Genomic DNA, 24,766 nt, shown 5'->3' with positions numbered 1-24,766 from the left:
GTCCCCCGACCACCGGAGCCAGCATGACCTCCATCACCGAGGCCGCCCGGGCCAACCCGGCCTGGTCCGCGCTCACCGCGATCTCGCGACTCGAGCGGGGCCAGCGCGCGGTCGTCGGACCACGAGGGCACGCCGACCAGCGGCTGCTGTGGATGTTCTCCGACGGCCGGCCGCGGACCCTGCGGGAGATCGCGGACGAGCTCGGGCTCGAGCAGTCCACCGTGAACCGGCAGGCGAACGCCGCCCTCAAGGCCGGGCTGCTGGAGCGGTCGCGGGAGCCGGGCCAGAGCGCGTGGCACTTCGTGGCCAACGAGAGCGCCCTCGCGGAGTTCGCCCGCGCTCTCGACCGGCACCTCGGTCTGCTGGACCGCGCCCTGGACGCCCTCCCCCGCGCCGACCGCGCCCGGTTCCTCGAGCAGTTCGGCACGTTCGCCGACGCGTTCGTCGAGGCTGCCGCCGAAGCCTGATCGAAGCCTAGGATCGGCGCATGCACCGGATCTTCACGACGAGCGTCGCCTCGGTCTACCCCCACTACGTCACGAAGGTCGAGAAGAAGGGGCGCACGAAGGCCGAGCTCGACCAGGTCATCGAGTGGCTGACCGGCTTCGACGAGAGCACCCTGCAGAAGCACCTCGACGCCGGGACGACGTTCGAGGACTTCTTCGCGCAGGCCGACCTCAACCCCAACGCCTCCCTCATCACGGGTGTCGTGTGCCACGTGCGCGTCGAGGAGGTCGAGGACCCGCTGATGCAGAAGATCCGCTATCTCGACAAGCTGGTCGACGAGCTCGCCAAGGGCAAGACGATGGAGAAGGTCCTGCGCGGCTGAACGGTCAGCTGGGCGTCCAGCGCGGGTCGCGGCCGGCCCGCGCCACCAGGCGATCGAGGACCGGGGCGTCGTCCGGCACGGTGACGGCCGGACCGAACAGCCCCGGCGTTCCCGCCGGGTCGAACTGCTGCACGAACTCCAGGCACGCGGCCGCCGTCGCGTCGTCGAGGACGTACTCCTGACCGGTCGCGCGGGCGAGATCCCAGCCGTGCAGCACCACCTCGTCGAGCGCGACCCTCCCGGCGACGTCGCCCGGCAAGTCGACACCACCGGCCCGCGTCATGCCCTCCCACGCCGCGGGGTCGCGCCAGGCCACCAGCAGCCGCTCCAGGTGATCCTCCAGCTCCGAGCGCCAGCCGTCCTCCACGGTGGGAGAGGCCCCGGGATCCGGCGCGGTGTCGGTCAGCGGCCCGAGCTCCTTGTCGGCGGCCGCGCGGAACGCCTGCGAAAGTCCGTCGACGTGATGGAGCATCTGCCCCACGGACACGCCCTCGCACGGGGTCTCGTGGTCGAGGTGCTCGTCCTTGATGCCCCGGACGGTCGCGAGGAGGGCCTGGGCCGCGGGTTGCAGGTCGACGGTGCTCATCACCCGAGTGTCGTCGCGGCTCGCTCGTCGCGGAACCCCCTCATGGTGGACAGACGCGGCATCATGGATGGGCGGCGCGTGCGCGGCGCGGAACGGAGGTCCCCCATGACGAACGAGACCCTCGAGCGACTCGAGGCCGAACGCGAGCGGACCCGGGGTCAGCTGCACGGCCTGATGCGTGACTTCGACCAGGTCGTCGAGGCCTCCCTGGACTCCAACGCCGACGACGAGCACGACCCCGACGGGTCCACCGTCGCGTTCGAGCGCTCGCAGGTCGACTCGATGCTGCAGCAGACCCGCCAGCACCTGGTCGAGATCGACGCCGCCATGGAGCGGGTCGCCGCCGGCACCTACGGCACCTGCGAGTCGTGCGGCCGGCAGATCGCCGCGGCTCGCCTGGAGGCCCGCCCGGTCGCCCGGCTCTGCATCGACTGCGCCTCGGCGAAGGAGTCTCAGCGATGACGTGGCCGCGGGTCGACGGGATGCGGGGCCTCGAGCTGGGCTCGCCCGGTGAGCTGCGCGCCCGCCTGAACGGGCTCGTCCTGGCCGGGCAGAAGCGCGCGACCGCGGGCATCCTGACCGAGTACGAGGTGGAGCAGGAGGAGCTCGAGCACGTCGGCGAGCGCCTCGCCCTGCTGGACGACGACGGGAACCGCATCGGGACCGTGGAGGTCACCGGCCTCTCGATCCACCCCTTCATCGAGGTGCCGTGGGAGTTCGCCGCCGCCGAGGGCGAGGGCGACGCCGACCTCGACGAGTGGCGAGCCGGCCACCGCGGCTTCTGGGCGACCGCCGGATCACCGGTCGAGGACGACACCCCGATCGTGTGCATCCGGTTCACCCTGGTCGACGTGGTCGAGCCCGGCGACTGATCCTTCGACCTTCCGGTCGCCGGGGCCACACCTTGGTACCAAGATCACCCGGACCGGCACCCCGCGCGGGCTCTTCACGCGGGCGGAAGCGCGCGGCCGAGCTGCTCGTACAGCGCCTCGACCGCGGCGGGCTCCAGCGGGCCTTCCGTCTCCAGCTTGGGATAGAGCTTGCGGGGCCACAGGACGTCGACCCCGTTGACGACGAAGTCGCCACCGAACAACGGCCATGCGGCCTCGATGAAACAGAGCACGCCCCGCACGGGAACCTCCGGACCGACAACGCCCCGGACCTTCTCACACTGCCCCAGCATTCCGTCGACGAGCTTCGTCCGATTCCGCCCCGCGACCATCAGCATCTCCACACGCGGACGCAGGATGCCGCCCTCGACCCGGAGCTTCGGCGCCTTGTCGACGTAGCGTTTCGGATCGATGACCCAGATGCCGGCGGGCGTCACGGCAATGTGGTCGATGTTGGCCCGGGATCCGGGGATGCGGCGATCGTGCAGGATTCGCAGCCGCTCGGACGCGCGAGCGTCGAGCGCAGCGCCGAGCTGCTCCTCACCCGTCGCACCCGTCGCCCAGGACTTGGTCGACTGACGCTCGTCACGCAGGGCAAGTATCAGTCCACCGATGCGAGGATGGCGGTCGCGAACCCCTGCTCGTCCTTCGCCTTGCGCCGTTCGTACTCACGACGCGCTGAGGCGCCCGCGGTGCCGGGATCCACAGCGACTGCTTCGTGCGCTTCGACCTCGGCCGGTGCGACCGGGCACTCGACGCAACGGACGGTCCGGCTGGACCGTTCCCAGACCGCGAGGGCACGCACGGGAAGCTCGGTCCCGCACACCCGATACACGCCGGCGAAGCGCAAGCGCATGCGCTTCGCGGTCGCCACCTCAGAACTCATCCGGCGACTCTAATCTCGGTTCGCGGCGGCGTCCTGGAATCCCGTCAGCCTCTGGAGCAACACGGACCGGCACCCCGCGCGGGGTGCCGGTCCGGGTGATCGGGTTCAGCGGTTGATGGGGCTGCGGCCGAAGGCGAGGCCCGCGAAGGCGACGATCAGCCACAGGCCGCTCACGACGCCCGGGAAGCCGGGCAGGCCGAAGGCGCCGACGGTGATCACGACGGGCAGGATCGGCAAGATGCTGAAGACGCCGATCCAGCGGGACACGAGGCGCTCCCTGAGCGACATCCACACGACGGCCGCGGCGGCGACGGTCACCCCGAGGTAGCCGATGTAGGCGCCGAAGTCGTTCAGGACGAACAGGATGTAGAGCCCCTCGGTGTCGAAGGCGCCCTCCTCGCTGCCGGTGTAGAGCCCGAACGCGCCGCGCCAGCCGTAGCCGAGCGACAGGGCACCGGCCGCGGCGGTGAGGGCGAGCGGCACCACGCGGGCCGCGGTGCTGGCGAGGGCGCGCGGCTCCACGTGACGACGCCACGCGGCGGCGAGGAACAGCAGCAGCCCGACGGTCAGGTACCCGACGACGATGCTGGCGTGCGCCTTGCCGGTGCTGACCTCCTCGACGACGGCCTGACTGAACGGCTCGTCGACGTCCCAGCCGGACGGGTGGATGTCGAGTGCGAGGGTCGCGACGATGCTGCCGATGCCGGCGGCGACGCCCAGGAGCGGCCAGCGGCCTCGTCCGACGGTGGCGGCGTGCTCGGCCTGCGGGTGGGGCGCGGCGGTGGTGGTCATGGTGAGTCCCTTCGGGTGGAAGAACGATGTCGATTCGGTGTCCCGATGCTGCGGGGGGACGTGTCCCGGGCGGCAGGGACGAGCACCCCCGATCGCCCGGGATTCCTGCCCGGATCCACTCCGGGACACCGCGGCTGCGTGCCACGATGTGCTCGTGCCTCGTCCCACCGACCAGCAGCTGCGCCGCCTCGCCGCGGCCTGCGTGGTCGTGTCGCTGGCGTGCTCGATCGGCGCGGTCGCGCTGCACCTCGCGGCGCAGGCCCGCTCCCCCGAGGTCCCGGTCTTCGCGTGGTCGAACCTGGCCTTCGGGGCCACCTGGCCGCTCGCCGGGCTCGTCGTGGTCCGCGCGCAGCCGCGGAACCGGTGCGGCTGGCTGCTCGTCGGCACGTCGTGGATCTCGGTCTACCAGCTGCTCGGCGAGTACAGCATCTGGAACGCCTACGTCTCCGACCTGCCCTTCTCCGACTTCACCGACTGGACCTCGATGTGGGGTTTCGCGGTCTACCTGCTGGTGCTGCCGCTGGTGCCCCTGCTCTTCCCCGACGGGCGGCTGCCGTCCCGCCGGTGGTGGCCGTTCGCCTGGTCGATCGTGATCGCGGCGTCCACCCTCGCGGTGTGCCGCATGCTGGTCCCGGGCCGCAGCGACATCGACCCGAACGTCGTGAGTCCCCTCGACCTGCCCGGCCTCGACGTCCTCAACTACGTCGTCCTCGCCTCGGCGCTCTACTGCAACCTCGTCGGCATCCCGGTCGCGATCGTCGCGGTGCTGCTGCGGATCCGCCGCTCGGTCGGCGTCGAGCGCGCGCAGCTGCAGTGGCTGGCCCTCGGTGGTGTGTTCGTCCTGGTCTCGCTGCTGCTCTCCGCCTTCCCCGAGACCCCTCCGGCGGTCTTCGCCCTCGGCCTGCTGGGCATCCCCTTCGCGATCGCCGTCGCGGTCGTGCGTCACCGCCTCTTCGACATCGACGTCGTCCTGGGCCGTTCTGTCGTCTTCGTCGCCGTCCTCGCGGTGGTGATGGCCTGCGGCGCGTGGCTGCTGCTGCGGCTCGACCCCGAGGTCGCCGGCACGCGCCGTGGGGTCTTCCTCATCGCTGCCCTGGCCGTCTCCGCGGTGCTGCTGCGCGCCGCGGTGCAGCACGGCGTCGACCGCTGGCTCTTCCCCGAGCGTGAGAGCTCGAGGCTGCTCGGCCGCCGCATCGCCGACGCGATGTCAGGCTCGACCGAGCCGCGGGAGGCGCTGCGCGAGCTGGTGGCCGCCGTGCGATCGACGATGCGCCTCCCGTACGTCGGCTTCAGCGGCCCGGGCACCCCGAGCGTGGAGAGCGGCCGCCGCCCCGACCACGTGGTCGCACTCGACGCCGTCGCGATGGGGCGCGAGGTCGGGATCCTCGAGATCGGGCCACGCCGCGAAGGCGAGGGTTTCACCCGCCAGGAGCGCCAGGTGCTCGAGGAGTCGGCGGCCCAGGCCGCGATGCTCGCCTACGCGGCCGGACTCGTGTCGGACGTCAAGCGCAGCCGGTCCTCGATCGTCGGTGCGCGAGAGGAGGAGCGGCGGCGCCTGCGCAACGACCTGCACGACGGGGTCGGACCATCTCTCGCGGCAATCGCCCTGCAGGCCGACGTGCTGGCCAGCCACCTCCGCGAGAGTGAGCACGGCGACCACGCCGTCCTGATCCGCGACCGGCTGCGCGAGACGGTGGCCGACGTGCGGTCCGTCTCGCACGGGCTGCGGCCACCGATCCTCGACCAGGTCGGACTCGAGGAGGCCCTGCGTCAGCTGGTCTCGGGCATCGAGCCACTCGTCGGCGAGGCCGACGTGCCTTCGTTGCCCGACCTGCCCGCCGCCGTCGAGGTGGCCACCTACGTCATCGCGGCCGAGGCGGTGACGAACGCCGTGAAGCACAGCGCGGCGTCCCGCGTCCGGCTGGAGGCACGGCGCACCCCGGACGGGATCTCGCTGACCGTGAGCGACAACGGCCGTGGCCTGCCCTCGCACCCGCGTCCCGGCGTGGGGCTCACGAGCATGCGCCAGCGGGCCGCCGAGCTCGAGGGGACGCTCGACCACCGCACGCCTCCCGGAGGAGGCACCGCCGTGCACCTGACGATCCCGCTGCCCGAGGAGCGCCCATGACCACCGTCCTCGTCGTCGACGACCACGAGCTGTTCCGCGCGGGGATGCTCGCCGTGCTCGGCAGCCTGCCCGGCATCGAGGTCGCGGGCGAGGCCGCCACGGGCGAGGAGGCGCTCGACGCCGTGACCCGGTTGCAACCGGACGTCGTGCTGATGGACCTGAGGATGCCGGGCATGGGCGGCCTGGCCGCCACCGGCCGGATCACCGAGCGGCACCCCGGGACCAAGGTCGTGGTGCTGACGATGAACGAGGACCCCGGCTCCGTCTTCGCCGCCCTGCGGGCCGGTGCCCGGGGCTACCTGCTGAAGGAGTCCGGCGCGGAGGACGTGCGCCGTGTCATCGAGGGCGTCACCCGCGGGGAGGCGGTCTTCGGGCCCAAGGTCGCCGAGCACGTCGTGCGGTTCTTCGCCGGAGGTGGCGCGGGCGCCCCCGCGACGGCGCCGTTCCCGCACCTGACCACCCGCGAGCGCGAGGTGCTCGACCTGATGGCCCGGGGACTCGACAACGCGAGCATCGCGCGCCGCCTGTTCCTCTCGGAGAAGACCGTCCGCAACCGCGTCAGCGACATCCTGGCCAAGCTCCAGGCAGGCACCCGTGCGGAGGCCGTCGCGAGGGCCCGCGACGCGGGCATCGGCGAGGGCTGAGCCGCGTCCGGACGCAACGGTGCCCCGGTCTTCCGACCGGGGCACCGTCACCTCCCCATGCTGTGGGGCGGTCGCGTCGCTCGCTCGTTACAGCGTGCGTCGCCGTCCGCTCCACAGGATCGCTCCGCCCGCCCCGAAGAGGGCGAGCATCAGCGCCACGAGCCCGAGGCCGATGCTGGTGCCGGTCCTGGACAGCTGTCCGTCCGACGCCTCGGCGGGCTCGCTCGAGTCGGATCCCCCAGAACCCGACCCGTCGGACACCGCAGGGTCGTCACCCTCCGGGTCCCCCGTCTCCTCCCCCGTGCCGATGCCCGTCGGCGGGGTCTTCACGACGACGCCGGCGTCCCACGTGGGGTCGATGCCCTGCGTCGCGGTGATCTCACGGTGCTCGTAGTCGCCCTGCAGGGCGGCGTTCGAGTCGTCGAGGACGATCACCACGGTGAGGCCGTTCGCCGGGTCCGCATCGGAGTCGAGGGCGTCGTCGCCCCCGGCGTCCCGCTGCGTGAACTCGTACGTCCGCTGCTGCTCGGGGGTGAGCGTGAAGCGCACCCGGTAGGTGCCCGCCGCGAGCTCGTCGAACGCGTACCGGCCGTCGCGGTCCGTCGTGGTGGTCGCCAGGACGGCGCCGTCCTCGTCGAGCAGCTCGACGGTGACACCGGGCAGCGACTTCTCGCCGGAGCCCTGGATGCCGTCCTTGTCCGTGTCGATCCAGACGCGGTCGCCGATCGCGTACGACTTCGTCACGAACCCGAAGTCGAGCGTCGGGTCACGGTCGCCGTCCTGCTGCAGCTCGCCGGGGACCGTCGCGGCCTCCCACGTGGACGAGTCGAGCACGCGGTCGCCCTCGCCGGCCTTGGTCGGCATATAGGGCTTCAGCGCCTCCGCCGACGCGTCGCGGTCGATCCGGACGGTGTACGTCCCGTCGCCGGTCAGCGCGGGCAGGCGGTCGAAGGTGTACGCACCGTCCGCACCCGTCGTGACGGGGCCGACCGGCTGGCCGAACACGTCCACCACCGGCTTGCCGTCGGGTCCGACGACCTCGAGGACGACGCCCTCGATGCCCGGCTCGCCGTCGTCCTGGCGACCGTCGCGGACGGAGTCCACCCACACGAAGTCGCCGACGGAGACCGAGCGCAGGGGCACGATCTCGGCAAACGTGTCGCCGATCCGGTTGACGATCGGGGCCGAGGCGTCGTTGACCTTCACGGCCACGTAGGCCGCGAGCGAGCCACCCGCCTGCAGGCGGGTGCCGTCCTTCTGCCTGATCGTGACGGACTCGCTGCCGGCGTCGTACGCCGCGACCAGGTTGCCGCCGATGTCGACCGGTCCGGTGCTGGGATCGGCGCCGGTGGCCCGATCTGCCTCGTCGACGAACCCGAGGAAGTCGACCGCGCCGGGCAGCTCGTCCACGACGGGCAGGATGGCGACCTGGTCGTAGCTGCCGTGAGGGATGAACTCGATCCGGTAGACGTAGCGGTCCTGGACCAGCGAGCCCGATCCGTCCATCTGCGCCGCGATCGACTCGGTCCACTCCTGCGCCACGTTGTCCCAGATGCGCTTGCGGACCTCCGCCTCGTCGCCGTAGGACGTGGCCTCGCTGACGGTGTCGGACCAGTGCAGCGGGACGCCGTCCAGCCCGAACAGCGTGGCCTTGTTCCGGATCGTCTTCGTCTCCTTGCCGACGAACTCCTTCGTGGTCAGCGCGATCGTGACCTGGAAGCGCTTGTCGGCTCCGCGGGCGCTGACGACGGCGTCGCCCGCGCTGCTCAGCTCGATGACGAGGTCGTCGTCGGCGTTCGTCCGGAGCTCGAAGTGCGAGGCGTCGAGCGCGACGCCGTCGTAGGTGCCCTTGACCGTCACGCCGGAGAGGTCGCCCAGGTCGTACACGTCGGTGTCGACGTGATCGACGATGCGGCTGTGGCGGACGTCGATGCCCTTGCCCGCGGCGACCGTGAACGTGTAGTCGACCGTGACCGACTCGCCCGGCTCCACCGACTGCTGACGCGCGGCGCCGGTCTTGGTGAACACGCTCGGGTCGTTGACCCCGCCCGTCGTGTCGGGCAGCGCGACCACCGTGACGTCGCGCGTCACGGAGTGCGGGTTGCCGTCGCGGTAGTGGAAGTCGGCCACGTTGCGCCAGCGGTACGGCGTCGCGTCCTTGATGGTCGTGCTGCCGGCGACGGCGAGGCCGTCGACGGTGGTGAGCTGCGCCTTCACCGCGATCGAGGCGTTCGTGGTCGCGTCCTTGCCGACGTTGACGAGCAGCCGCTGTCCGTCCACGCAGTACTGGCCGACGAACGCGTCACCGGCGAAGGCCGCCGCGCTCGTGGGGCAGGTCTCGGCCTTCGTCAGCGTGACGCCGGTGGAGGTGAGGAAGTCGGCCGCGTCGGTGCGCCACGACGCCTGGGTGGGCAGCGTGTCGCTGATGACCACGTTGCGGCCCAGGACCTTGTTCGGGTTGCTGCCGTCCCAGCCGCGCAGGTCGGCCTTGAGCGTGTAGGTGAGGTCGGCCGGAGGCGTGAGGTTGCCTGCCTCGTCGGTGACGATGTTCTTCGTACCCCAGGCGGCCGTCTTGCCGAAGAGCGCTCCCACGTTGGGTCCGGGGTTCGGGTTCGCCACGGAGTGCCGCAGGCGGACGCCCGCCTCGCGCACCACCGAGGCCGAGCCGAAGCTCGCCGTGTTCGTCAGCACCGTCTCGAACTGGCCGTAGCCGCCCGAGAGCCGGTCGTACTGCGCCTGCAGGAGAGCCTCGATCGCCGCCACGTCGGTGACCTCGGCACGGTAGGTGATCGCGAGGATCGACGGGCCGGGCAGGTCGACGTCGCCACTGAACTGCTGACCGGTGACGGTCGGGGCGAAGGTGAACGGTGCGGTCTTCCGGTTCAGTCCCGCGGCGTCCCAGCTGGTCAGCTGACCGCCGAAGGAGCCGGCCACGTAGCCGAGTCCCGCGGGCAGCCGGTCGGCGATCTCGAAGTCGTCGCGCGCCTCGGGCGAGTTGACCCGCAGCGTGTAGGTGAGGTCCTGGTCCACGATCTCGGGCTTGAGCCTCACCCGGCCGTCGACGACCGTCACGAAGCTCTCGAGGTTGCCCGGGGCGACACCCTTCGAGAAGCCCTCGGAGACGTTCGCGAACTCGTCGCCCGAGTCGCGGACGATGACCTCGATCGAGCTCTCCTGGCCGTCCACCTTCCAGACGATGGTGTCCTCGGCGCTGCCGTCGACCTGGTTCACGGTGAACTTCAGGTCGAAGACGCCCTGGTTCACGCCGCTCGGCCACGGATCCTTGAAGGTGATGGCGACCTTGTTGCCGTCCTGGCGGACCGACTCGATCGCCGTGTTGGCGGCCGGGACGCCGGTGACCTTCACGTTCGGACCGAGCTCGAAGTCCACCGTCGCGCCGGGCTGGACCTGGGTGTCGTACTGCACTCGCAGGGTCAGCTCGTCACCCTCGTTGACGACCTCGGTGCCGTGGTACGTGGCGCCGTTGAGCAACAGGTTCGACGTGATCCCCGAGGTCGCGGCGACCGCGGGAAGTGCCAGCACGGTCAGCAGCAGCGCCAGTGCCGCCACGACCGCGACCCGAGCGGCCGACAGTGTTCGTCTCATCGATGTGTTTCCTTCGTGGTGGAGCTTCTCGTCCCCGAGAACGCGAACGTCTGAACATGTACTGGAGTGACGGGAGCGAAAATCTCGCGCCAAGAAGCACGCAACGTGTCCCTGTTCACATTGGGACGAAACGAGACATTTGTTCCGGGTGGTGTCGTAACGTGGCGGCCGAAGGGGAGGCAGAGCAGGGCCGGGACACGGACCGCTCCACGAGGCGATGACGGATCAGGAAACGCTCGCCGCGCCACCTGACACCGAGCTGGTGGAAGGGGTGCGGTCCGGGGACGAGCACGCGATGGCGCAGCTGTACGAGCGCCACCGTGCGGACGCGCTGCGCGTGGCCAGGATCGTCAGCCAGGACACCGACGCCGACGACCTCGCCGCCGAGGCGTTCGCGCGCGTCATCACCAAGATCACCGAGGGCGGCGGCCCCACGTCGGGCTTCCGGCCTTACCTCCACACGGTCATCCGCAACCTCAACATCGAGCGCCGTCGGCAGGCGGGCCGCGAGCAGGCGGCGTCGGACAAGCCGTGGCTGCTCGACTCGACCGACGAGGTCGAGCCCGAGGTCTTCGACGAGGTCGACGCCGACCGCGCGGCGCGCGCCCTGCGCTCGCTGCCGGACAACTGGCAGCAGTTGCTGTGGAAGCTCGACGTCCAGGGCAGCAAGCCGGCCGAGGTCGCCCGTGAGCTGGAGATCCCCGTCGCCTCGGTCTCGAGCACCGTCTACCGCGCGCGTGAGGGCCTGCGCGTGGCGTACCTCGACCAGCACGTTCCGCGCGCGGACGACGGCGACTGCGCGTGGACGCGCGCACGCCTCAGCCGCCTCGCCCGGGGCAGCCTGACCTCGCGGGCGACCGCGAAGGTCCACCTCCACCTCAACCAGTGCGCCGAGTGCGCCGCGCTCTACGACGACCTCCACCGGCTCAACACGAAGCTGGGCGCCTTCGTCTGGCCCCTCGTGCTCGCGGGTGGCGTCTCCGCGGGTGGGTTCCCGTGGTCGGTTGGCGCTGTCGCTTCTCCCCCGCCCTCGGGCCAGTCGTCCGGCGCTGCTGGCGGAGCGGGGACAAGCGTCGGCACGAGCGTCGGCGGAGTCGTCGCGGGTGCACCCGTGGCCGCGGTCGCCGCGGGGATCGTAGGCTTCGTCGCCGTCGTGGCGGCCGGCGCCCTGTGGCTCACCAGCAGCTCGGCCGAGCCTTCCGCGGCCCGGGTCGTCACCCCGGTCCTGGAATCGGTCGTCGAGGAGAGTCCCGCGAAGCCGAAGCCTGCGGCACCCACCTTGGCCGGCCCCCTGGGACTCCTCGCGACGCCGCTCGGCGTGACGCCGCTGCCGTCCGGCGACGATCCGACGACGCCCGCGCCCACCGATCCGCCTCCCTCGGACGAGCCGGCGCCGGAGACCAGCCCCGGGCCCACGCCAGAGCCCACGCCGGAGCCCTCGCCCCAGCCGACGGAGCCCCAGCCGACGGAGCCCCAGCCCACGGAGCCCCAGCCCACGGAGGAGCCGCCGGTCGAGCCGGTCGACCTCGGCGTCGGCGAGCCCACCGTGGTGGCGACGGGCGAGGACTCCCACTGGGAGCTGACCGTTCCGATCTCCGCGCAGGAGGGCGCCGCCGCCGAGTCGTTCACGCTGAGCGTCGACCTGACCATGAACGACGTGACGGGATTCGTGGAGCGGCGCTCGGCCGGGTGGAGCTGCGGCCCCATCGAGGAGGGCGGATCGAACGGCGACCCCTACTTCTTCGACACGGTGACGTGCGACTACACGTACCAGCCGGGCCAGGCCGTGACGCCGCTGCAGCTCGTGCTCATGGCCGTCGAGCCCTCGGGAGCCGTCACCGTCCGCGGCGCGGGCAACGCCGACCCCGACGCCTCGTCGGACTCCCGCCAGTTCTGACCGGCGCCCGCAGCTCGGCGTCGCCCCCAAGCCCCACGCCCACTTTTGTGACGCTGCTCGGCCGTCAGAGCTCAAACAGAGCGAATCGCGTCACAAAAGTTGGGTCGGGGGTGAGCGCGCCGAGTCGGCCGGGTCAGCGGAGGGGCTGACCCGCCTCCCGCTGGTCCTCACCCAGGGCGGCCATGACGCCGATCAACTCCTCCTGGAGCTTCGGGCCGAGCTCGCCCCAGCCCTTCTCGTAGCCGTAGAGGTCGCGCAGGGACTCCGAAGAGCGCTGGCCGTCGAGGATGTCGATGTCGTCGGCGGTCATCATCCCCGGGTGCACCACGCCGACGGCCTCGGAGACCTTGAGCAGGTCGCGGCGCAGGGCCAGGACGTAGCTGGCGAGCCGGTCCTTCTTCGACGTCGGGTCCAGCCCGCGGGTGTAGCGCGGGTTCTGCGTCGCGACGCCGACCGGGCAGTGGTCGGTGTGGCACTTCTGGGCCTGGATGCAGCCGATCGACAGCATCGCCTCGCGCCCGACGTTGACCATGTCGGCGCCCAGCGCGAAGGCCACCAGCGCGTTCTCGGTGAGGCCGAGCTTGCCCGCACCGATGAACGTGAGGTCGTCGGTCAGCCCCGCCACCGCGAAGCGCTTGTAGACCTCGGTGAACGCGATCCGGAACGGGTAGGCGACCGAGTCCGCGAAGATCATCGGCGCCGCGCCCGTGCCGCCCTCGCCGCCGTCGATGTTGACGAAGTCGACCCCGCGCTCACGGGGTCCCATGAGCTCGATGAGCTCGTCCCAGAACTCCATGTTCCCGACCGCCGACTTGATGCCCACGGGGAGTCCCGTGGCGTCAGCGACGAGCTCGACGAAGTCGAGCATCGAGTCCACGTCGTCGAAGGCGGTGTGGCGGCTCGGCGAGGCGCAGTCCACCCCCTCGGGGATGCCGCGGATCTCGGCGATCGTCCGGTCGACCTTCGCGCCCGGCAGCATGCCGCCGAGGCCGGGCTTGGCCCCCTGCGAGAGCTTGATCTCGATGGCGCGCACCGGGGCCGACTGCACGAGGTCGACGAGCCGGCCGAGGTCGAACCGCCCGTGCTCGTCGCGGCAGCCGAAGTAGGCGGTGCCGATCTGGAAGACGAGGTCGCCGCCGTGGCGGTGCGCCGGCGCGATCGACCCCTCCCCCGTGTTCTGCATGCACCCGGCGATGGCCGCGCCCGCGTTGAGCGCCTGGATGGCGGGTGCGGAGAGGGCGCCGAAGCTCATCCCCGAGATGTTGACCACCGAGGCGGGACGGAAGGCGTGCCGCCGGCCGCGTGGCCCACCGAGCACCTTCGCGGAGGGCAGCGGCATCCCCTCGCTGCCGTGCGGCGCGGTGGTGGCGCCGGGGCCGGAGAACGTGCGGTGCTTGATGATCGGGTAGCCGACGACGCGCTCGATGTCGTTGTCGGTGCCGAACCCGAAGTAGCTGTTCTCGCCCTTGGCGCTGGCGTAGACCCAGCGCCGCTGGTCACGCGAGAACGGGCGCTCCTCGTCGTTGCTCGTGACGATGTACTGGCGCAGCTCGGGACCGACCGTCTCGACCCAGTAGCGGAAGTGTCCGAGGACGGGGAAGTTGCGCAGGATCGCGTGCTTCTTCTGCGTGAGGTCGTAGGCGACCACGCCGCCGAGAGCGGCGGCCGCCAGCCCCGCGAGACCCGCACCCGCCCGTGTGACTGGTTCCATCCCTCAGGTCTAACCCCCCGCGTGCCCGCTGTCGACTCGACCGGGAAGCGGCGTCAGTCCTCGTCGACGGGCTCGCCGGTCGGGTCGTCCTGCCGGACGTCGAGGTGGGCGCCGCCCACGGGACCCTCGGGCCAGCCCACGAGGGTCCATCCGTTCCGCGGATCGCCCTGGACCTCGACCAGGCCCGTGTTCGGCAGCGGCGAGCGCTCGACGAAATCGACGTCGATCCCACCCACCCTCGCGCTGGTCCACGCGCGGATGGCGGCACCGTGCGACACGGCCAGCACCGTCTCGGCGCCCGATTGCGCGATGTCGGCGATCGCGGCGTCGTAGCGGTCGAGGAACTCGTGCCCGTCCTCGCCGCCGGGCATCCGCGCCGCCAGCCGTCCCCGCGCCCAGGCGAAGGCCGTGTGGAGGTAGGTCAGGTGGGCGTCGTGGTGACCGGCCATCTCGAGGTCGCCCGCGCCGATCTCACGCAGGCCCTCCAGCGAGGTCGGCTCGAGCGACCTGGCCGCCGCCAGCGGCGTGGCCGTCAGGGTCGTGCGCCGCAGGTTCGAGACGAAAACGGCGTCGATCGCTCGCTCACCGAGGGCATCCGGGACGGCCTCGGCCTGACGGATTCCCAACGGGGTCAGCTCGGCACCCGGCGCCGCGGTGTCGAGCAGTCCGCGCACGTTGGACGGCGTCTGGCCGTGGCGCAGCAGCAGGAGTCGCATGGCTCCACCCTGTCATCCGCCCTGAGCTAGACGGCCGCGCGGCCGCTGTCGACGTGCTCCGGAACGATGCCGCCGTCAGGTGCCCCGGGCCCGTGGCGCAGCTCGAGGTCACGCCCGCGCAGACGCTCGCCACAGTCGGAACACGTGAGCTCGGCGTGGGCGACGTGGCCGCAGGTCGCATGGACGATCTCCACGGGAGCGCCCTCGGGAGCGAGCCACCGGTCGCCCCACTGGCGCAGCATCGTGAGGACGGGCCACAGGTCGCGACCCTTCTGCGTGAGCACGTACTCGAACCGCGGCGGCCGCTCCGAGTACTGCACCTCCTCGAGGATCCCGTGCTCCACGAGCGTCTGGAGCCGCGCGGACAGGACGTTCCGGGCAATCCCCAGGCGCGACTGGAACTGCTCGAACCGGGTCACGCCCATGAGCGCATCGCGCAGGATGAGCGGGGTCCACCACTCGCCGATCACCTCGAGGCTCTGGGCGATCGAACAGTTCATCTCGGAGAAGCTGCTGCGGCGCATGACCCCAGACTAGTCGGTTGCGTCACGCAACGCACTAGGTCTACAGTCCGTTTCGTGACACAACTGACCACGCGGACCGCCTCGCCTCGCGCTGTGATGGCGGTCGTCGCCGTCGGCGTCCTCCTGTCGGGGTTCGACCTGTTCATCGTCAACGTCGCGCTGAACGACATCGCCGCCTCGATCGGCGAGAGCGAGCTCGCGAACCTGTCGTGGATCCTGAACGCCTACGCGATCACCTTCGCCGCGCTGCTCGTGCCGGCCGGGCGGATCAGCGACGTCATCGGCAGCAAGAACGGGTTCCTGGCCGGCCTCCTGGTGTTCACGCTCGCGTCCGCCGCGTGCGCGTTCAGCCCCGACCTCGGCACGCTCGTGGCGTTCCGGATCGTGCAGGCCGCGGGCGCGGCCCTGATGATTCCCTCATCGCTGGGCCTGGTGCTGACCTCCTTCCCGGCCGAGAGCCGCGCGGGCGCGGTGCGGCTGTGGGCCGGTCTCGGCGGCGTCGGCGCCGCGCTCGGTCCCGTGGTCGGTGGCGTCCTCGTGCAGGTCGACTGGCGGTGGATCTTCCTGGTCAACGTCCCGCTGGGCATCACCGCTGCGGTCGTGGGCTGGCGCCTGCTGCCCGCCACCACCGGGCATCCCGGGCGGCGCCCCGGCCTCATCGGAGCGCTGCTGCTGGTGGCCACCGTCGCCACTCTCGTCCTCCTCCTGGTCGACGGCTCCGAGTGGGGCTGGACCTCCACGCGGACCCTGACGGTCGCCGCGATCGTGGTGCTCGGGATCGCGCTCAACGCGTGGGCCGTGGCGCGGTCCGCAGACCCGATCGTGAGCCTCACACTGCTCCGGGCACCTCACTTCGCCTCGATGAGCCTCACCCTCCTGGCGTTCCACGTGGTGTTCGGCGCCATGCTGCTGTCCGTCGTGCTGTGGCTGCAGGACGTGTGGGGCCTCTCCGCGCTCCAGACCGGCCTGGGCATCGCGCCGGGCCCGCTCCTGGTGCCCTTCGTGGCGGTGTACGGCGCCCGGTTCGTGTCGACGATCGGCCCGAGGGCGGCGATCGCGCTCGGCACGGTCGTGTTCGCCGTGGGCGTGGCGTCGTGGGCGGTGCTCGCCGGCCCCTCCACCTCGTACGCCGCGACGATCCTTCCCGGCATGCTGCTCACCGGCGTCGGCGTCGGACTGGTCGTTCCGTCGTCCATGGTGCTGGGCTGCAGCGCGCTGCCACCGGACCAGAGCAGCACCGGCTCGGCCGTCCTGCAGACCGCGCGCCAGGTCGGCATCGCGGTGGGCGTCGCCGCCCTCGTCGCGGTCCTCACGGCGCAACCGGCGGGTGCCGACGCCTTCGCGGTCGCCTGGTGGATGACCGCCGGCTTCGCCCTCGCGGCGAGCCTCACCGCGATCGGACGGTCCGCGCGATGACCGCCGTGATCGCCGACGTCCTCGACGGCGCGCACGACATCGACCTCCAGCCGTTCAACGGGTTCGGCGGTCTCCAGGGCGGGGTCGTCGCAGCGATCATGCTCCGCGAGATGCGCGCGGTGGCGTCGCCCGACCTCGTCCCCATCGAGCTGACGGCGCACGTCGTGCGACCCGTCACCGAGCGCCTTCGGGTGCGGCCCGAGCTGACGCACGACGGGCGCTCCACGAAGCTCGCCAGCGCGACGGCCACGTCAGGCGGCAAGACCGCAGCGGTGGCCACCGCGGTGCTCGCGGCTCCGCGCCGTCCGGACGTGCCGACGGATCCGGGGCGCCCACCCGTCGTGGACTTCCCGCTCGAGGAGGCGCGACGCTTCGTGGTGCCGCCCGAGTTCGTGCCCATCAGCACCCGGATCGAGATCCGGCCCGCCACCGCTCCCCTGCCGTTCTCCGGCTCGTCGGAGCCCAACCTGAGCGCGTGGATCCGCATCAACGAGCGGGTCGAGGACCCGTGGGAGCGGCTGCTCATCCTCTCCGACGCCCTGGCCCCGTCGTTCGCGGCGGTCCTCAGCGAGATGCGCCGGATCCCCACCGTGCGCACCACCGTCCGGTTCACGCCCGAGGTGGCCACCGAGGAGGTCGACTGGGTGCTCGTCGACTCCACCACGGTCGACGCGAGCGGCGACGGCTGGCTCACCGAGGACATCCGCATCTGGACCCCCGACGGCGTGCCGCTGGCGACCTCGTCGCAGCTGCGAACCCTCCGCTAGCGGGTCCGCCGCGCACTAGGCTCGCGGGCGTGAGCACGCGTGACTCGGTCGGCTTCGCCGCGATCGTCGGAGGCCTTGCCGGGGCCGCCCTCGCCTCGCGGCGTGGCACTCATGCGGTCGTGGCCTCCTCGGTGGCCGGAGGGGCAGCACTGGCGGCGTCCGAGGCCGTGGCCCGCGCCCGCCAGGGCAAGGACGAGATCCCCGCGCTGTGGCAGCGGATCGCCGTGAGCGCGGCGCTCGCCGCACCGCTGGGCTGGACCGCGGAGCGAGCGGGAGCCGGACCGAGGGCGATCAGCACGGTCACCGGTGCCGCGATCGGCGCACTCGGCCTGCGACCGCAGAAGGTGGTGATGGGCCCCGTGGTCGGCGCCGCCGTGGGCCAGGCCCTGCACCGCGGAGGAGCCTCCGGGGCACTGGCGGCCACCGTGACGGTCGTGGCGCAGCGCAGCCTCTCGGCGCTGATCTTCCGCGACCCGCAGGTGAGCCTGCTGGCCGAGCGCGCCCGCGCCGCCGACCTGCCGTTCGTGGTCCCGCGTCCTGCCCGGTCGAGGTTTGTCGGCACCGACTACGTCCGGGCCCTCGCCGAGGAGCTCGGCGGGACCTACACGGCGGACCACCCAGACACGGGCATCGTCGCGTCGCTCGATGCCCTGACCGGTCCCGACTTCGACCCGCAGCACGTCGATCCGCTCGTGCGGGAGTTCTACGAGCACACCACCCGGTTCGCGCTCGACATCGTCCCGCGGTGGCGTGCGTGGGTCCGGCCCGGCTACCTGCTCTACCGCCGCCTGGTCGCACGGCCGCTGGGCCAGGCCAGCATGCCGATGAACCAGCGCGAGGCCCAGCGCGGCATCCGCAGCCGCATCGACACGATCTCGGGCGTGGACGGCACCGTGTCCGTCCGCGGCTGGATCCGGTCGTTCGCCGACGACGACGAGCCGATCATGCTCGGCATCTACACAACCTACGCGCACGAGGGAGCGGGCTACGTCAGCGTCGGCTTTCCCCTGCCCGAGGGCAGCTTCACCGCCACCCTGCGTCCCCGCTCACGACCCGACGGGGGCCTCGCCCTCACCAGCCGCGTCGACGACGGCCAGGCCGGGCACTACCTGTCCTACGTCGACACCGTCGCCGACGAGCTGACCACCCTGTCGGTGCCGGGCTTCGAGGAGGAGCTCGACGTCTTCGTCCGCGACGGCGCCCTGCGCGCGGAGCACGCGTTCCGGCTCTTCGGGTTCGGCTTCCTCGTCCTGGACTACCGGATCACCCGGAGGTCCTGATGGGCCGTTGACGCCACGCGCGCGCGGGCGCACGGTGAACGTATGAGCACCCAGCTCGACGTGGACTACCTCGTGGTGGGCGCCGGCGCCATGGGGATGGCGTTCACCGACGCCCTGGTCGACCACGCTGACGCCCGCGTCGCCCTCGTCGACCGACGGCACGCCGCCGGCGGTCACTGGCTCGAGGCGTACCCGTTCGTCCGGCTGCACCAGGCCTCCGCGTTCTACGGCGTCGCGTCCACCCTGCTCGGCGGCGGGCGGCTCCAGGAGAGCGGACCCGAGCGGGGCCTGCAGGAGCGCGCGACCCGCAACGAGATCTGCGGCTACTTCGAGTCGGTGCTGACGACGCTGACCGACTCCGGCCGGGTGGAGCTCCTGTCCGGCTGCGAGTACGCCGGCGACCGCACGGTGGTGTCGCTGGTCTCCGGTGAGCGGTTCAGCGTGCCCGAGAACTGCCGGATCGTCGACGCCCACTACCTGGCCCCGAGCATCCCGGCGGAGCAGCCGCCACCCTTCGCCGTCGAGGACGGAGCACACGTGATCGCGGTCAACGACCTCGCCCGCCTGAAGGAGGCGCCGAGCGAGTACGTCATCGCCGGGGCGGGCAAGACCGCGACGGACGCCTGTATCTGGCTGCTGGCCCACGGCGTGGATCCCGATCGGATCACGTGGGTGCGTCCGCGCGATCCCTGGCTGTTCGACCGTGCCGTGATCCAGCCCGAGCCGGCGATCTTCCTGGGCATGGTCGCCGACCTCATGGAGACCGCCCGTGAGGCGGCCTCGCCCGAGGACCTCTTCCTGCGCCTGGAGGACGCCGGGATCATGCTGCGGATCGACCGCGACGTGGCGCCCACGATGGCGAAGTGCCCCACCCTGGGCCGGTGGGAGCTGGAGCAGCTGCGCACGCTCGAGCACGTCGTCCGCCACGGCCACCTCAGATCGGTCGGCCGCGGGCGCCTCGACTTCGCCGATGCATCCGTGCAGGTGGCGCCCGACGCCGTGGTCGTCCACTGCGCCGCGGACGGCCTGAAGTACCCGCCGCTCGTGCCGATCTGGGGCCCTGACGCGATCACGCTGCAGCCCATCCGCGCCGGCTTCCCGTGCTTCGGCGCGGCGCTCGCCGGCTACGTCGAGGCGACCCGCGACGACGACGCAGCGAAGAACCGCCTGTGCGCCCCGACGCCCTACGGCGACTCGATGCGGCAGTGGATCGCGATGACGGTCCTGGGCGGCCGCTCCGCCGCCGCGGCGACCTCGGAGGCCGACGTGAAGGCGTGGTCGAACGGGGTCGCCCTCAACCCCGCGCGCATCCCCGAGGGGTATTCGTCAGCAGCCCTGGACGACGCGCGCGAGCGCCTCGCGGCCCACGGTGTCCCGGGGATGCAGCGGCTCGCCCAACTGGTGTGACGACGCCCGACGGCTCAGTAGCGCACGCGATCGACGCGCTCGAGCCACGCCGCGAACGGACGCGACGCGGCCTCCGTGCGTGCGCTGACCACCGGGATGCCCCACGTGGCCCGGTCCCGGGCGAACAGCTCGTAGAACTCCCGGTCGTCGAAGCCACCGTCGGCGGCGTCGTCCCGATCGGCGGCGTACACGATCCGGTCGACGCGTGCCCACAGCGACGCCGCGAGGCACATGGGGCACGGCTCGCACGACGCGTACAGCGTGAGCCCGGCCAGGGAGAAGTCGCCGAGCGCCCGGCCCGCCTCGCGGATGGCGACGACCTCGGCGTGGGCGGTGGGGTCGAAGTCGCGCGTGACCCGGTTCTGGCCCGTGGCGACGACCTCTCCGTCACGCACCAGGAGGGCGGCGAACGGACCGCCTCCGGCCTCGACGTTCTCGACGGCGAGATCGATCGTCATGCTCAGCCAGCGCGCGTCCTCCGGGTCCGTCATGGGGCGAGCGTAAACGCTGTTCAACGCCGCTGAGTCCCTCCGGGTCCACAATGGCCAGTAGGTGCCTGTCAGCCCGACGGGTCGTGGCTCCCGGAAGGAACCGTGAGATGGCGAAATTTCTGATCTCGTTCGTCGAGGGTGCGATGCGGGTTCCCGAGGCCGAGCTGCCCGACGTGGTGAAGGCCGCTCACGCCGTGGTGGACGAGGCCAAGGACGCCGGCGTCTGGATCCTCGGCGGCGGCCTGAAGAACCACTCCGAGGCCACCGTCGTCACGCCCGAGCGCACCCTGGTCGACGGTCCCGAGCCCTCCGCGAACGGCGCCATCGCCGGCTTCGCGCTCATCGAGGTGCGGACGTACGAGGAGGCCCTGGAGTGGGCCGCCGAGATCGCGGCGGCCTGCCGGTGCGACCAAGAGGTGCGCGAGCTCCTGCCGAGCGCCCGGACCTGACCGGGTCGAGGTCGACGTCCTCGAACTCCATCTCCACGTAGGTGAACCAGCCCCGCGGGTCACGCCACCGACCCACTCCCGAGGAGACCACGTGGTGGCCCTCGTCGTCGGTGTGGCCGGCGAGCGGGGTCGACCAGGTCTGTGGGACGAACGCCGTCCCGTCGTCCGAAGCCCGGAAGCGATCCTCGGACACGAAGCTGACGAGCCGGTCCCCGTCGAACGTGAGCACCGCCGTCACCATCTGCCGGCCGTTCGTGAAGACGCCCCGCACCTGACGGTCGTCGATCTGCGTCCACCGGATCGGCGCCCCGACGATCGCGCCCGGCGCCAGCACCACGAGGTCGTTGAAGACCGTGACCGTCTCCCCCTGGTCGAGCTCGGGCCCTGAGGCGTCGAGCACCGTGGCCACCGACAGCACCTTGGCCCGCATCGTCGCCCGCGCCCCGGCGTAGCTGTGCAGCACGAGCACCGGCAGCGCGTACCGACTGGCCTCCATGAGGAAGATGCGGCGCGGGTCGGCCCCGAACGTGTTGACCTGCTTTCCCGCGAAGCCCATCCACGGAGCGTCCGGGCCGGTGCGGATGCGACCGGTGAAGTCGGCCCGCACGCTCGTGGGGCGCGGCCGGCCGACGGCACCCGCGCTGCGGACGTAGGCCGCCACGGGCGCGGGAAGCGCGTCGAGATCCTCCTCCGTGATCACCGGAGCGAGGGAGTCCGCCTGGGCGAGCGCCTCCTCCACCTGGTGGTGCCACTGCGCGTGGAAGCTGAACGGGCCACGCAGCAGGAACGAGTACGCGGCCACCACCAGCAGGAAGGCATTGACCACGGTGCCGGAGCCCGAGACGTCCCACGACGTCATGATCGCGACCTGCGAGACCACCGCCGCGACCACCGCCAGCAGCCACCAGCCCACCACCCGACCCAGGGCTGCGAACAGGGCCGTGACCAGCAGGAGCACCGCGGCGACGAGCCACAGCAGCCCCAGTCCGGTGGACTTCTCGAGGGTGGGATCGTCGGCCCACCCGAATCTCTCGGCGGCCCCCAGGAGGTGAATCAGGCCGTGGACGGTCACCAGCGCCACGACGGTCCACCGAAGGAGATTCGTCATCGAGATCACTCCCTTCCTCCACTGTCCTCCCGCAGCGGGTCACCCGCCACCGATCGCGCACCCTGTACAGCCGGGCTCCCGTCCACGACGATCGACGGGAGGACGAGAGGAGGACCGATGCCCCACTCCCCCACGTCCGGAGAGCCGGCGATCGTCGTCGACGGGCTCGTCAAGCGCTTCGGCTCGTTCCCGGCACTCGACGGACTCGACCTGAGCGTCGCCACCGGTGAGGTCCACGGCTTCCTCGGCCCGAACGGAGCCGGCAAGTCCACCACGATCCGCGTCCTGCTCGGCCTGCTGCGCGCGAGCTCGGGCACCGTGCGCCTGCTCGGCGGCGATCCGTGGCGCGACGTGGTCGCCCTGCACCGCCGGCTCGCGTACGTGCCCGGCGACGTCGTGCTGTGGCCGGGGCTGTCGGGCGGCGAGGCGATCGACCTGCTCGGCAACCTGCGCGGCGGCCTGGACGAGCGACGACGCGCGCACCTGCTCGAGCGCTTCGAGCTGGACCCCACGAAGAAGGGGCGCCAGTACTCCAAGGGCAACCGGCAGAAGGTGGCGATCGTGGCGGCGCGGGCGGCCGACGTCGAGCTGCTGATCCTCGACGAGCCCACCTCCGGCCTCGACCCGCTCATGGAGGCGGTGTTCCAGGACGAGATCGCGCAGGAGAAGGAGCGCGGCCGCACGATCCTGCTGTCGAGCCACATCATGAGCGAGGTCGAGGCGCTCGCCGACCGCGTGAGCATCATCCGTGCCGGCCGGGTGGTCCAGACCGGGACGCTCGACGACCTCCGCGGGCAGACGCGCCTCACGATCAGCGCCACGCTTTCGAGCGTGCCGCACGAGCGCCTCGGCGTCCTCCACGACGTGCACCTCGACGAGCACCAGCGGCTGACCGCCACGGTCGAGCCGGCCCGCATCAACGAGGCGATGGCCGCACTGACCGAGCTCGGGATGACGGCGCTGACGGTGTCGCCCGCGTCGCTCGAGGACCTGTTCCTGCGGCAGTACGGCGACACCGGCGAGGACACCCGATGACGACCGCCGTCAGGGCCTCGCCGCTGACCGGGACCGGCCCGCTGCTGAAGGTCTCGCTGCACCAGGACGCCCGCCTCATCGCGCCGTGGGTCGTGCTGATCTCGGTGCTGTCGGCGTCGTCGATCCTGGCCTACGCGTGGGTGTTCCCCGACGCCGACGACCGTCGCGCGCTGGCGGCGACGCTCGGATCGAACCCCGCCCTGTCGCTCGTCTTCGGCCCGGCGCGCGACCTGATGACGGCCGACGGGTTCAACGCCTGGCGTGCCGGCCAGCTGGGCGCGTTCTTCGCCGGGCTGATGGCGATCCTCATCGTGGTGCGCAACAGCCGCGCCAACGAGGACTCCGGTCAGGCGGAGCTCATCGCGTCGGGGGTGATCGCGCGCCACTCGCGACTCGCCGTCGCCGTGCTCATGGCCGCCGTCGCCGCCGTCGCACTGGGCGTGTTCTGCTTCGTCGTCACGCTGCTCTGCGGCGGTGGCGTGGTGCCGACCCTGATCCTCTCGGCCAGCTTCACCGCATCGGCGCTGATGTTCGCGGGTGTCGCGGCGGTGACGTCGCAGCTCGCCTCCGAGGCGCGAACGGCGAGCAGCATGGCGGTGGGCACGCTCGGCGTCTTCTACGTCCTGCGCGGCTACATCGACTCGAGCGACTTCCCCGACTGGGTCACGTGGCTCACGCCGCTCGGGTGGCTCGAGGAGACCCGGCCCGCCACGGAGAACGACCCGTGGCCGCTGCTGCTGGCACTGGCCTTCGCGGTGCTTCTCGTCCTGGCGGCGTTCGTCCTGCAGGGGCACCGGGACTTCGGCCAGGGCATGGTCGCCACCCGACCCGGCCCGGCACGCGCCGGGCTCGCCGGCAGTGCGTGGGGACTGGCGTTCAGGCTGCACCGTGGCCTGCTCGCCGCGTGGTTGATCGGCTTCGCCGGGCTGGGCCTGCTCTTCGGCACCATCGCCACCTCGATCGGCGACCTCATCGCCGAGAACCCGGCCGTCGGCGTCGTGCTCGCCGCGAGCGGCGTGGGCAGCCTGACCTTCGCGTTCCTCATGACGATCCTGCAGATCATCGCGATCATCGCCGCCGCCATGGGCGTGCAGGTCGTGCTGCGGATCCATGCCGAGGAGACGGACGTCCGGGTCGACCCGCTGCTGGCCACGCCGCTGCGGCGGCCGACCTACCTGGCCAGCAACGCGCTCGTGGCGTTCGGCTCCACGGCCGTGGCGATGCTGGTCGCGGGCACCACGCTCGGCCTCGTCGCCTCGGCGGAGGACGAGACCGTGGAGTTCGTCGACGTGGTGGCGCAGGCCGCCGCGACGATCCCGGGCGTGTGGGTGCTGGTCGCGCTCGCGCTCGCCGTGGTGGGCGCGGCGCCGTCGAAGCGCCTCGTCGGCTGGCTCGGCGTGGTGGCCACCTTCGGCCTGACGATCCTCGGTCCGACGTTCAACCTGTGGGACTGGGTGCTCGACATCAGCCCGCTGCGCCACGTGCCCGACGTGACGTCCGCGTCGCCGGAGTGGAGCGGCCTGGCCTGGCTCGTCGGCTTCATCGCCGTGTTCACCACCATCGGCTTCGCCGGCTTCCGCCGGCGTGACATCGACAGCACCTGA

The 24,766-nt window shown here is 71.8% G+C and carries 24 protein-coding genes and 1 pseudogene; 14 read left to right on the top strand and 11 right to left on the bottom strand.

Annotated elements, in window-relative coordinates:
* Nucleotides 1-23 precede the first annotated feature (23 nt).
* Nucleotides 24-467, top strand: a complete 444-nt coding sequence (locus H1W00_RS08235; protein WP_181755260.1) for a MarR family winged helix-turn-helix transcriptional regulator — start codon at nt 24-26, stop codon at nt 465-467.
* 20 nt (nt 468-487) lie between these two features.
* Nucleotides 488-829 carry a DUF2200 domain-containing protein gene (locus tag H1W00_RS08230; RefSeq protein ID WP_181755259.1) on the top strand — a complete coding sequence of 114 codons (342 nt, stop codon included), beginning with the start codon at nt 488-490 and terminating at the stop codon, nt 827-829.
* 4 nt (nt 830-833) lie between these two features.
* On the opposite strand, the gene H1W00_RS08225 is transcribed toward H1W00_RS08230, so the two are convergent.
* Nucleotides 834-1,415 (bottom strand): TIGR03086 family metal-binding protein, encoded by a 582-nt coding sequence (locus H1W00_RS08225; RefSeq protein WP_181755258.1) that lies wholly within the window; start codon nt 1,413-1,415, stop codon nt 834-836.
* 105 nt (nt 1,416-1,520) lie between these two features.
* Between H1W00_RS08225 and H1W00_RS08220 the strand changes: the two genes are divergently transcribed.
* A complete protein-coding gene (locus H1W00_RS08220; RefSeq protein WP_181755257.1) occupies nt 1,521-1,877 on the top strand; it encodes a TraR/DksA family transcriptional regulator in 357 nt (118 codons plus the stop codon).
* Nucleotides 1,874-2,287, top strand: coding sequence for an ASCH domain-containing protein (locus H1W00_RS08215; RefSeq protein ID WP_241732831.1), 414 nt, complete (start codon nt 1,874-1,876; stop codon nt 2,285-2,287). Before H1W00_RS08220 ends, H1W00_RS08215 begins: the two co-directional genes overlap by 4 nt.
* Nucleotides 2,288-2,361: 74 nt before the next feature.
* Here H1W00_RS08215 and H1W00_RS08210 read toward each other — a convergent pair whose 3' ends face one another.
* The 4 genes and pseudogenes from H1W00_RS08210 to H1W00_RS08205 form a co-directional block, all read right to left on the bottom strand.
* The gene (locus H1W00_RS08210; RefSeq protein ID WP_241732830.1) at nt 2,362-2,742 is read right to left on the bottom strand and encodes a hypothetical protein; all 381 of its coding nucleotides are present in this window, start codon (nt 2,740-2,742) and stop codon (nt 2,362-2,364) included.
* Nucleotides 2,743-2,754: 12 nt separating this feature from the next.
* Nucleotides 2,755-2,802 (bottom strand): annotated as a pseudogene (locus tag H1W00_RS17160) (hypothetical protein); the annotation flags it as partial.
* 104 nt (nt 2,803-2,906) lie between these two features.
* On the bottom strand, nt 2,907-3,191 hold the full coding sequence (locus H1W00_RS16245; RefSeq protein WP_206679987.1) for a hypothetical protein: 285 nt from the start codon (nt 3,189-3,191) through the stop codon (nt 2,907-2,909).
* Between the two features lie 105 nt (nt 3,192-3,296).
* Entirely contained in the window at nt 3,297-3,983 is a 687-nt protein-coding gene (locus tag H1W00_RS08205) for a hypothetical protein (protein ID WP_241732829.1), read from the bottom strand.
* A 154-nt stretch (nt 3,984-4,137) separates the two neighbouring features.
* On the opposite strand from H1W00_RS08205, the gene H1W00_RS17055 reads away from it, so the two are divergent.
* Together H1W00_RS17055 and H1W00_RS08195 are read left to right on the top strand one after the other, a co-directional pair.
* Nucleotides 4,138-6,111, top strand: a complete 1,974-nt coding sequence (locus H1W00_RS17055) for an ATP-binding protein (RefSeq protein WP_181755256.1) — start codon at nt 4,138-4,140, stop codon at nt 6,109-6,111.
* Nucleotides 6,108-6,755 (top strand): response regulator transcription factor, encoded by a 648-nt coding sequence (locus H1W00_RS08195; RefSeq protein ID WP_181755255.1) that lies wholly within the window; start codon nt 6,108-6,110, stop codon nt 6,753-6,755. The genes H1W00_RS17055 and H1W00_RS08195 overlap by 4 nt, the downstream gene beginning before the upstream one ends.
* Before the next feature lie 87 nt (nt 6,756-6,842).
* Here the strand turns inward: H1W00_RS08195 and H1W00_RS08190 are convergent, their stop codons facing one another.
* Nucleotides 6,843-10,361, bottom strand: coding sequence for an SdrD B-like domain-containing protein (locus H1W00_RS08190; RefSeq protein WP_181755254.1), 3,519 nt, complete (start codon nt 10,359-10,361; stop codon nt 6,843-6,845).
* Nucleotides 10,362-10,578: 217 nt separating this feature from the next.
* Between H1W00_RS08190 and H1W00_RS08185 the strand changes: the two genes are divergently transcribed.
* Nucleotides 10,579-12,258, top strand: coding sequence for a sigma-70 family RNA polymerase sigma factor (locus H1W00_RS08185; RefSeq protein ID WP_181755253.1), 1,680 nt, complete (start codon nt 10,579-10,581; stop codon nt 12,256-12,258).
* A gap of 133 nt (nt 12,259-12,391) precedes the next feature.
* On the opposite strand, the gene H1W00_RS08180 is transcribed toward H1W00_RS08185, so the two are convergent.
* Genes H1W00_RS08180 through H1W00_RS08170 form a run of 3 tightly spaced genes read right to left on the bottom strand, consistent with a single transcriptional unit; the run spans nt 12,392 to nt 15,209 of the window.
* On the bottom strand, nt 12,392-13,969 hold the full coding sequence (locus H1W00_RS08180) for an FMN-binding glutamate synthase family protein (RefSeq protein WP_181755252.1): 1,578 nt from the start codon (nt 13,967-13,969) through the stop codon (nt 12,392-12,394).
* A 53-nt stretch (nt 13,970-14,022) separates the two neighbouring features.
* Nucleotides 14,023-14,685 carry a histidine phosphatase family protein gene (locus H1W00_RS08175; protein WP_181755251.1) on the bottom strand — a complete coding sequence of 221 codons (663 nt, stop codon included), beginning with the start codon at nt 14,683-14,685 and terminating at the stop codon, nt 14,023-14,025.
* 26 nt (nt 14,686-14,711) lie between these two features.
* A complete protein-coding gene (locus H1W00_RS08170) occupies nt 14,712-15,209 on the bottom strand; it encodes a winged helix-turn-helix transcriptional regulator (protein WP_181755250.1) in 498 nt (165 codons plus the stop codon).
* 54 nt (nt 15,210-15,263) lie between these two features.
* Between H1W00_RS08170 and H1W00_RS08165 the strand changes: the two genes are divergently transcribed.
* From H1W00_RS08165 to H1W00_RS08150, 4 genes are read left to right on the top strand one after another with little or no spacing between them, the layout of a single operon-like run.
* Nucleotides 15,264-16,625, top strand: a complete 1,362-nt coding sequence (locus H1W00_RS08165) for an MFS transporter (protein WP_181755249.1) — start codon at nt 15,264-15,266, stop codon at nt 16,623-16,625.
* Entirely contained in the window at nt 16,622-17,392 is a 771-nt protein-coding gene (locus H1W00_RS08160) for an acyl-CoA thioesterase (RefSeq protein ID WP_181755248.1), read from the top strand. The genes H1W00_RS08165 and H1W00_RS08160 overlap by 4 nt, the downstream gene beginning before the upstream one ends.
* A 29-nt stretch (nt 17,393-17,421) precedes the next feature.
* Nucleotides 17,422-18,672, top strand: a complete 1,251-nt coding sequence (locus H1W00_RS08155; RefSeq protein WP_181755247.1) for a hypothetical protein — start codon at nt 17,422-17,424, stop codon at nt 18,670-18,672.
* A 42-nt stretch (nt 18,673-18,714) separates the two neighbouring features.
* Nucleotides 18,715-20,079 (top strand): NAD(P)-binding protein, encoded by a 1,365-nt coding sequence (locus tag H1W00_RS08150; RefSeq protein ID WP_181755246.1) that lies wholly within the window; start codon nt 18,715-18,717, stop codon nt 20,077-20,079.
* 14 nt (nt 20,080-20,093) lie between these two features.
* On the opposite strand, the gene H1W00_RS08145 is transcribed toward H1W00_RS08150, so the two are convergent.
* Complete coding sequence (locus H1W00_RS08145; RefSeq protein WP_181755245.1) at nt 20,094-20,570, bottom strand: nucleoside deaminase; 477 nt, start codon at nt 20,568-20,570, stop codon at nt 20,094-20,096.
* A 107-nt stretch (nt 20,571-20,677) separates the two neighbouring features.
* Between H1W00_RS08145 and H1W00_RS08140 the strand changes: the two genes are divergently transcribed.
* Nucleotides 20,678-21,019: a YciI family protein gene (locus tag H1W00_RS08140; RefSeq protein WP_181755244.1), complete on the top strand. Its 342-nt coding sequence runs from the start codon at nt 20,678-20,680 to the stop codon at nt 21,017-21,019.
* On the opposite strand, the gene H1W00_RS08135 is transcribed toward H1W00_RS08140, so the two are convergent.
* Nucleotides 20,910-22,127 carry a DUF6544 family protein gene (locus H1W00_RS08135; RefSeq protein WP_181755243.1) on the bottom strand — a complete coding sequence of 406 codons (1,218 nt, stop codon included), beginning with the start codon at nt 22,125-22,127 and terminating at the stop codon, nt 20,910-20,912. The two genes, H1W00_RS08140 and H1W00_RS08135, sit on opposite strands and share 110 nt — an antisense overlap.
* A gap of 117 nt (nt 22,128-22,244) precedes the next feature.
* Here H1W00_RS08135 and H1W00_RS08130 point away from each other — a divergent pair, with 117 nt between their 5' ends.
* Both H1W00_RS08130 and H1W00_RS08125 read left to right on the top strand, forming a co-directional pair.
* Complete coding sequence (locus H1W00_RS08130; RefSeq protein WP_181755242.1) at nt 22,245-23,162, top strand: ABC transporter ATP-binding protein; 918 nt, start codon at nt 22,245-22,247, stop codon at nt 23,160-23,162.
* A complete protein-coding gene (locus tag H1W00_RS08125) occupies nt 23,159-24,766 on the top strand; it encodes an ABC transporter permease (protein WP_181755241.1) in 1,608 nt (535 codons plus the stop codon). The genes H1W00_RS08130 and H1W00_RS08125 overlap by 4 nt, the downstream gene beginning before the upstream one ends.

This window comes from Aeromicrobium phoceense (assembly GCF_013868155.1).
GTDB lineage: Bacteria > Actinomycetota > Actinomycetes > Propionibacteriales > Nocardioidaceae > Aeromicrobium > Aeromicrobium phoceense.
Note: the sequence above shows the minus strand (reverse complement) of the source record. Positions and strands in the feature narration are given on the sequence as shown.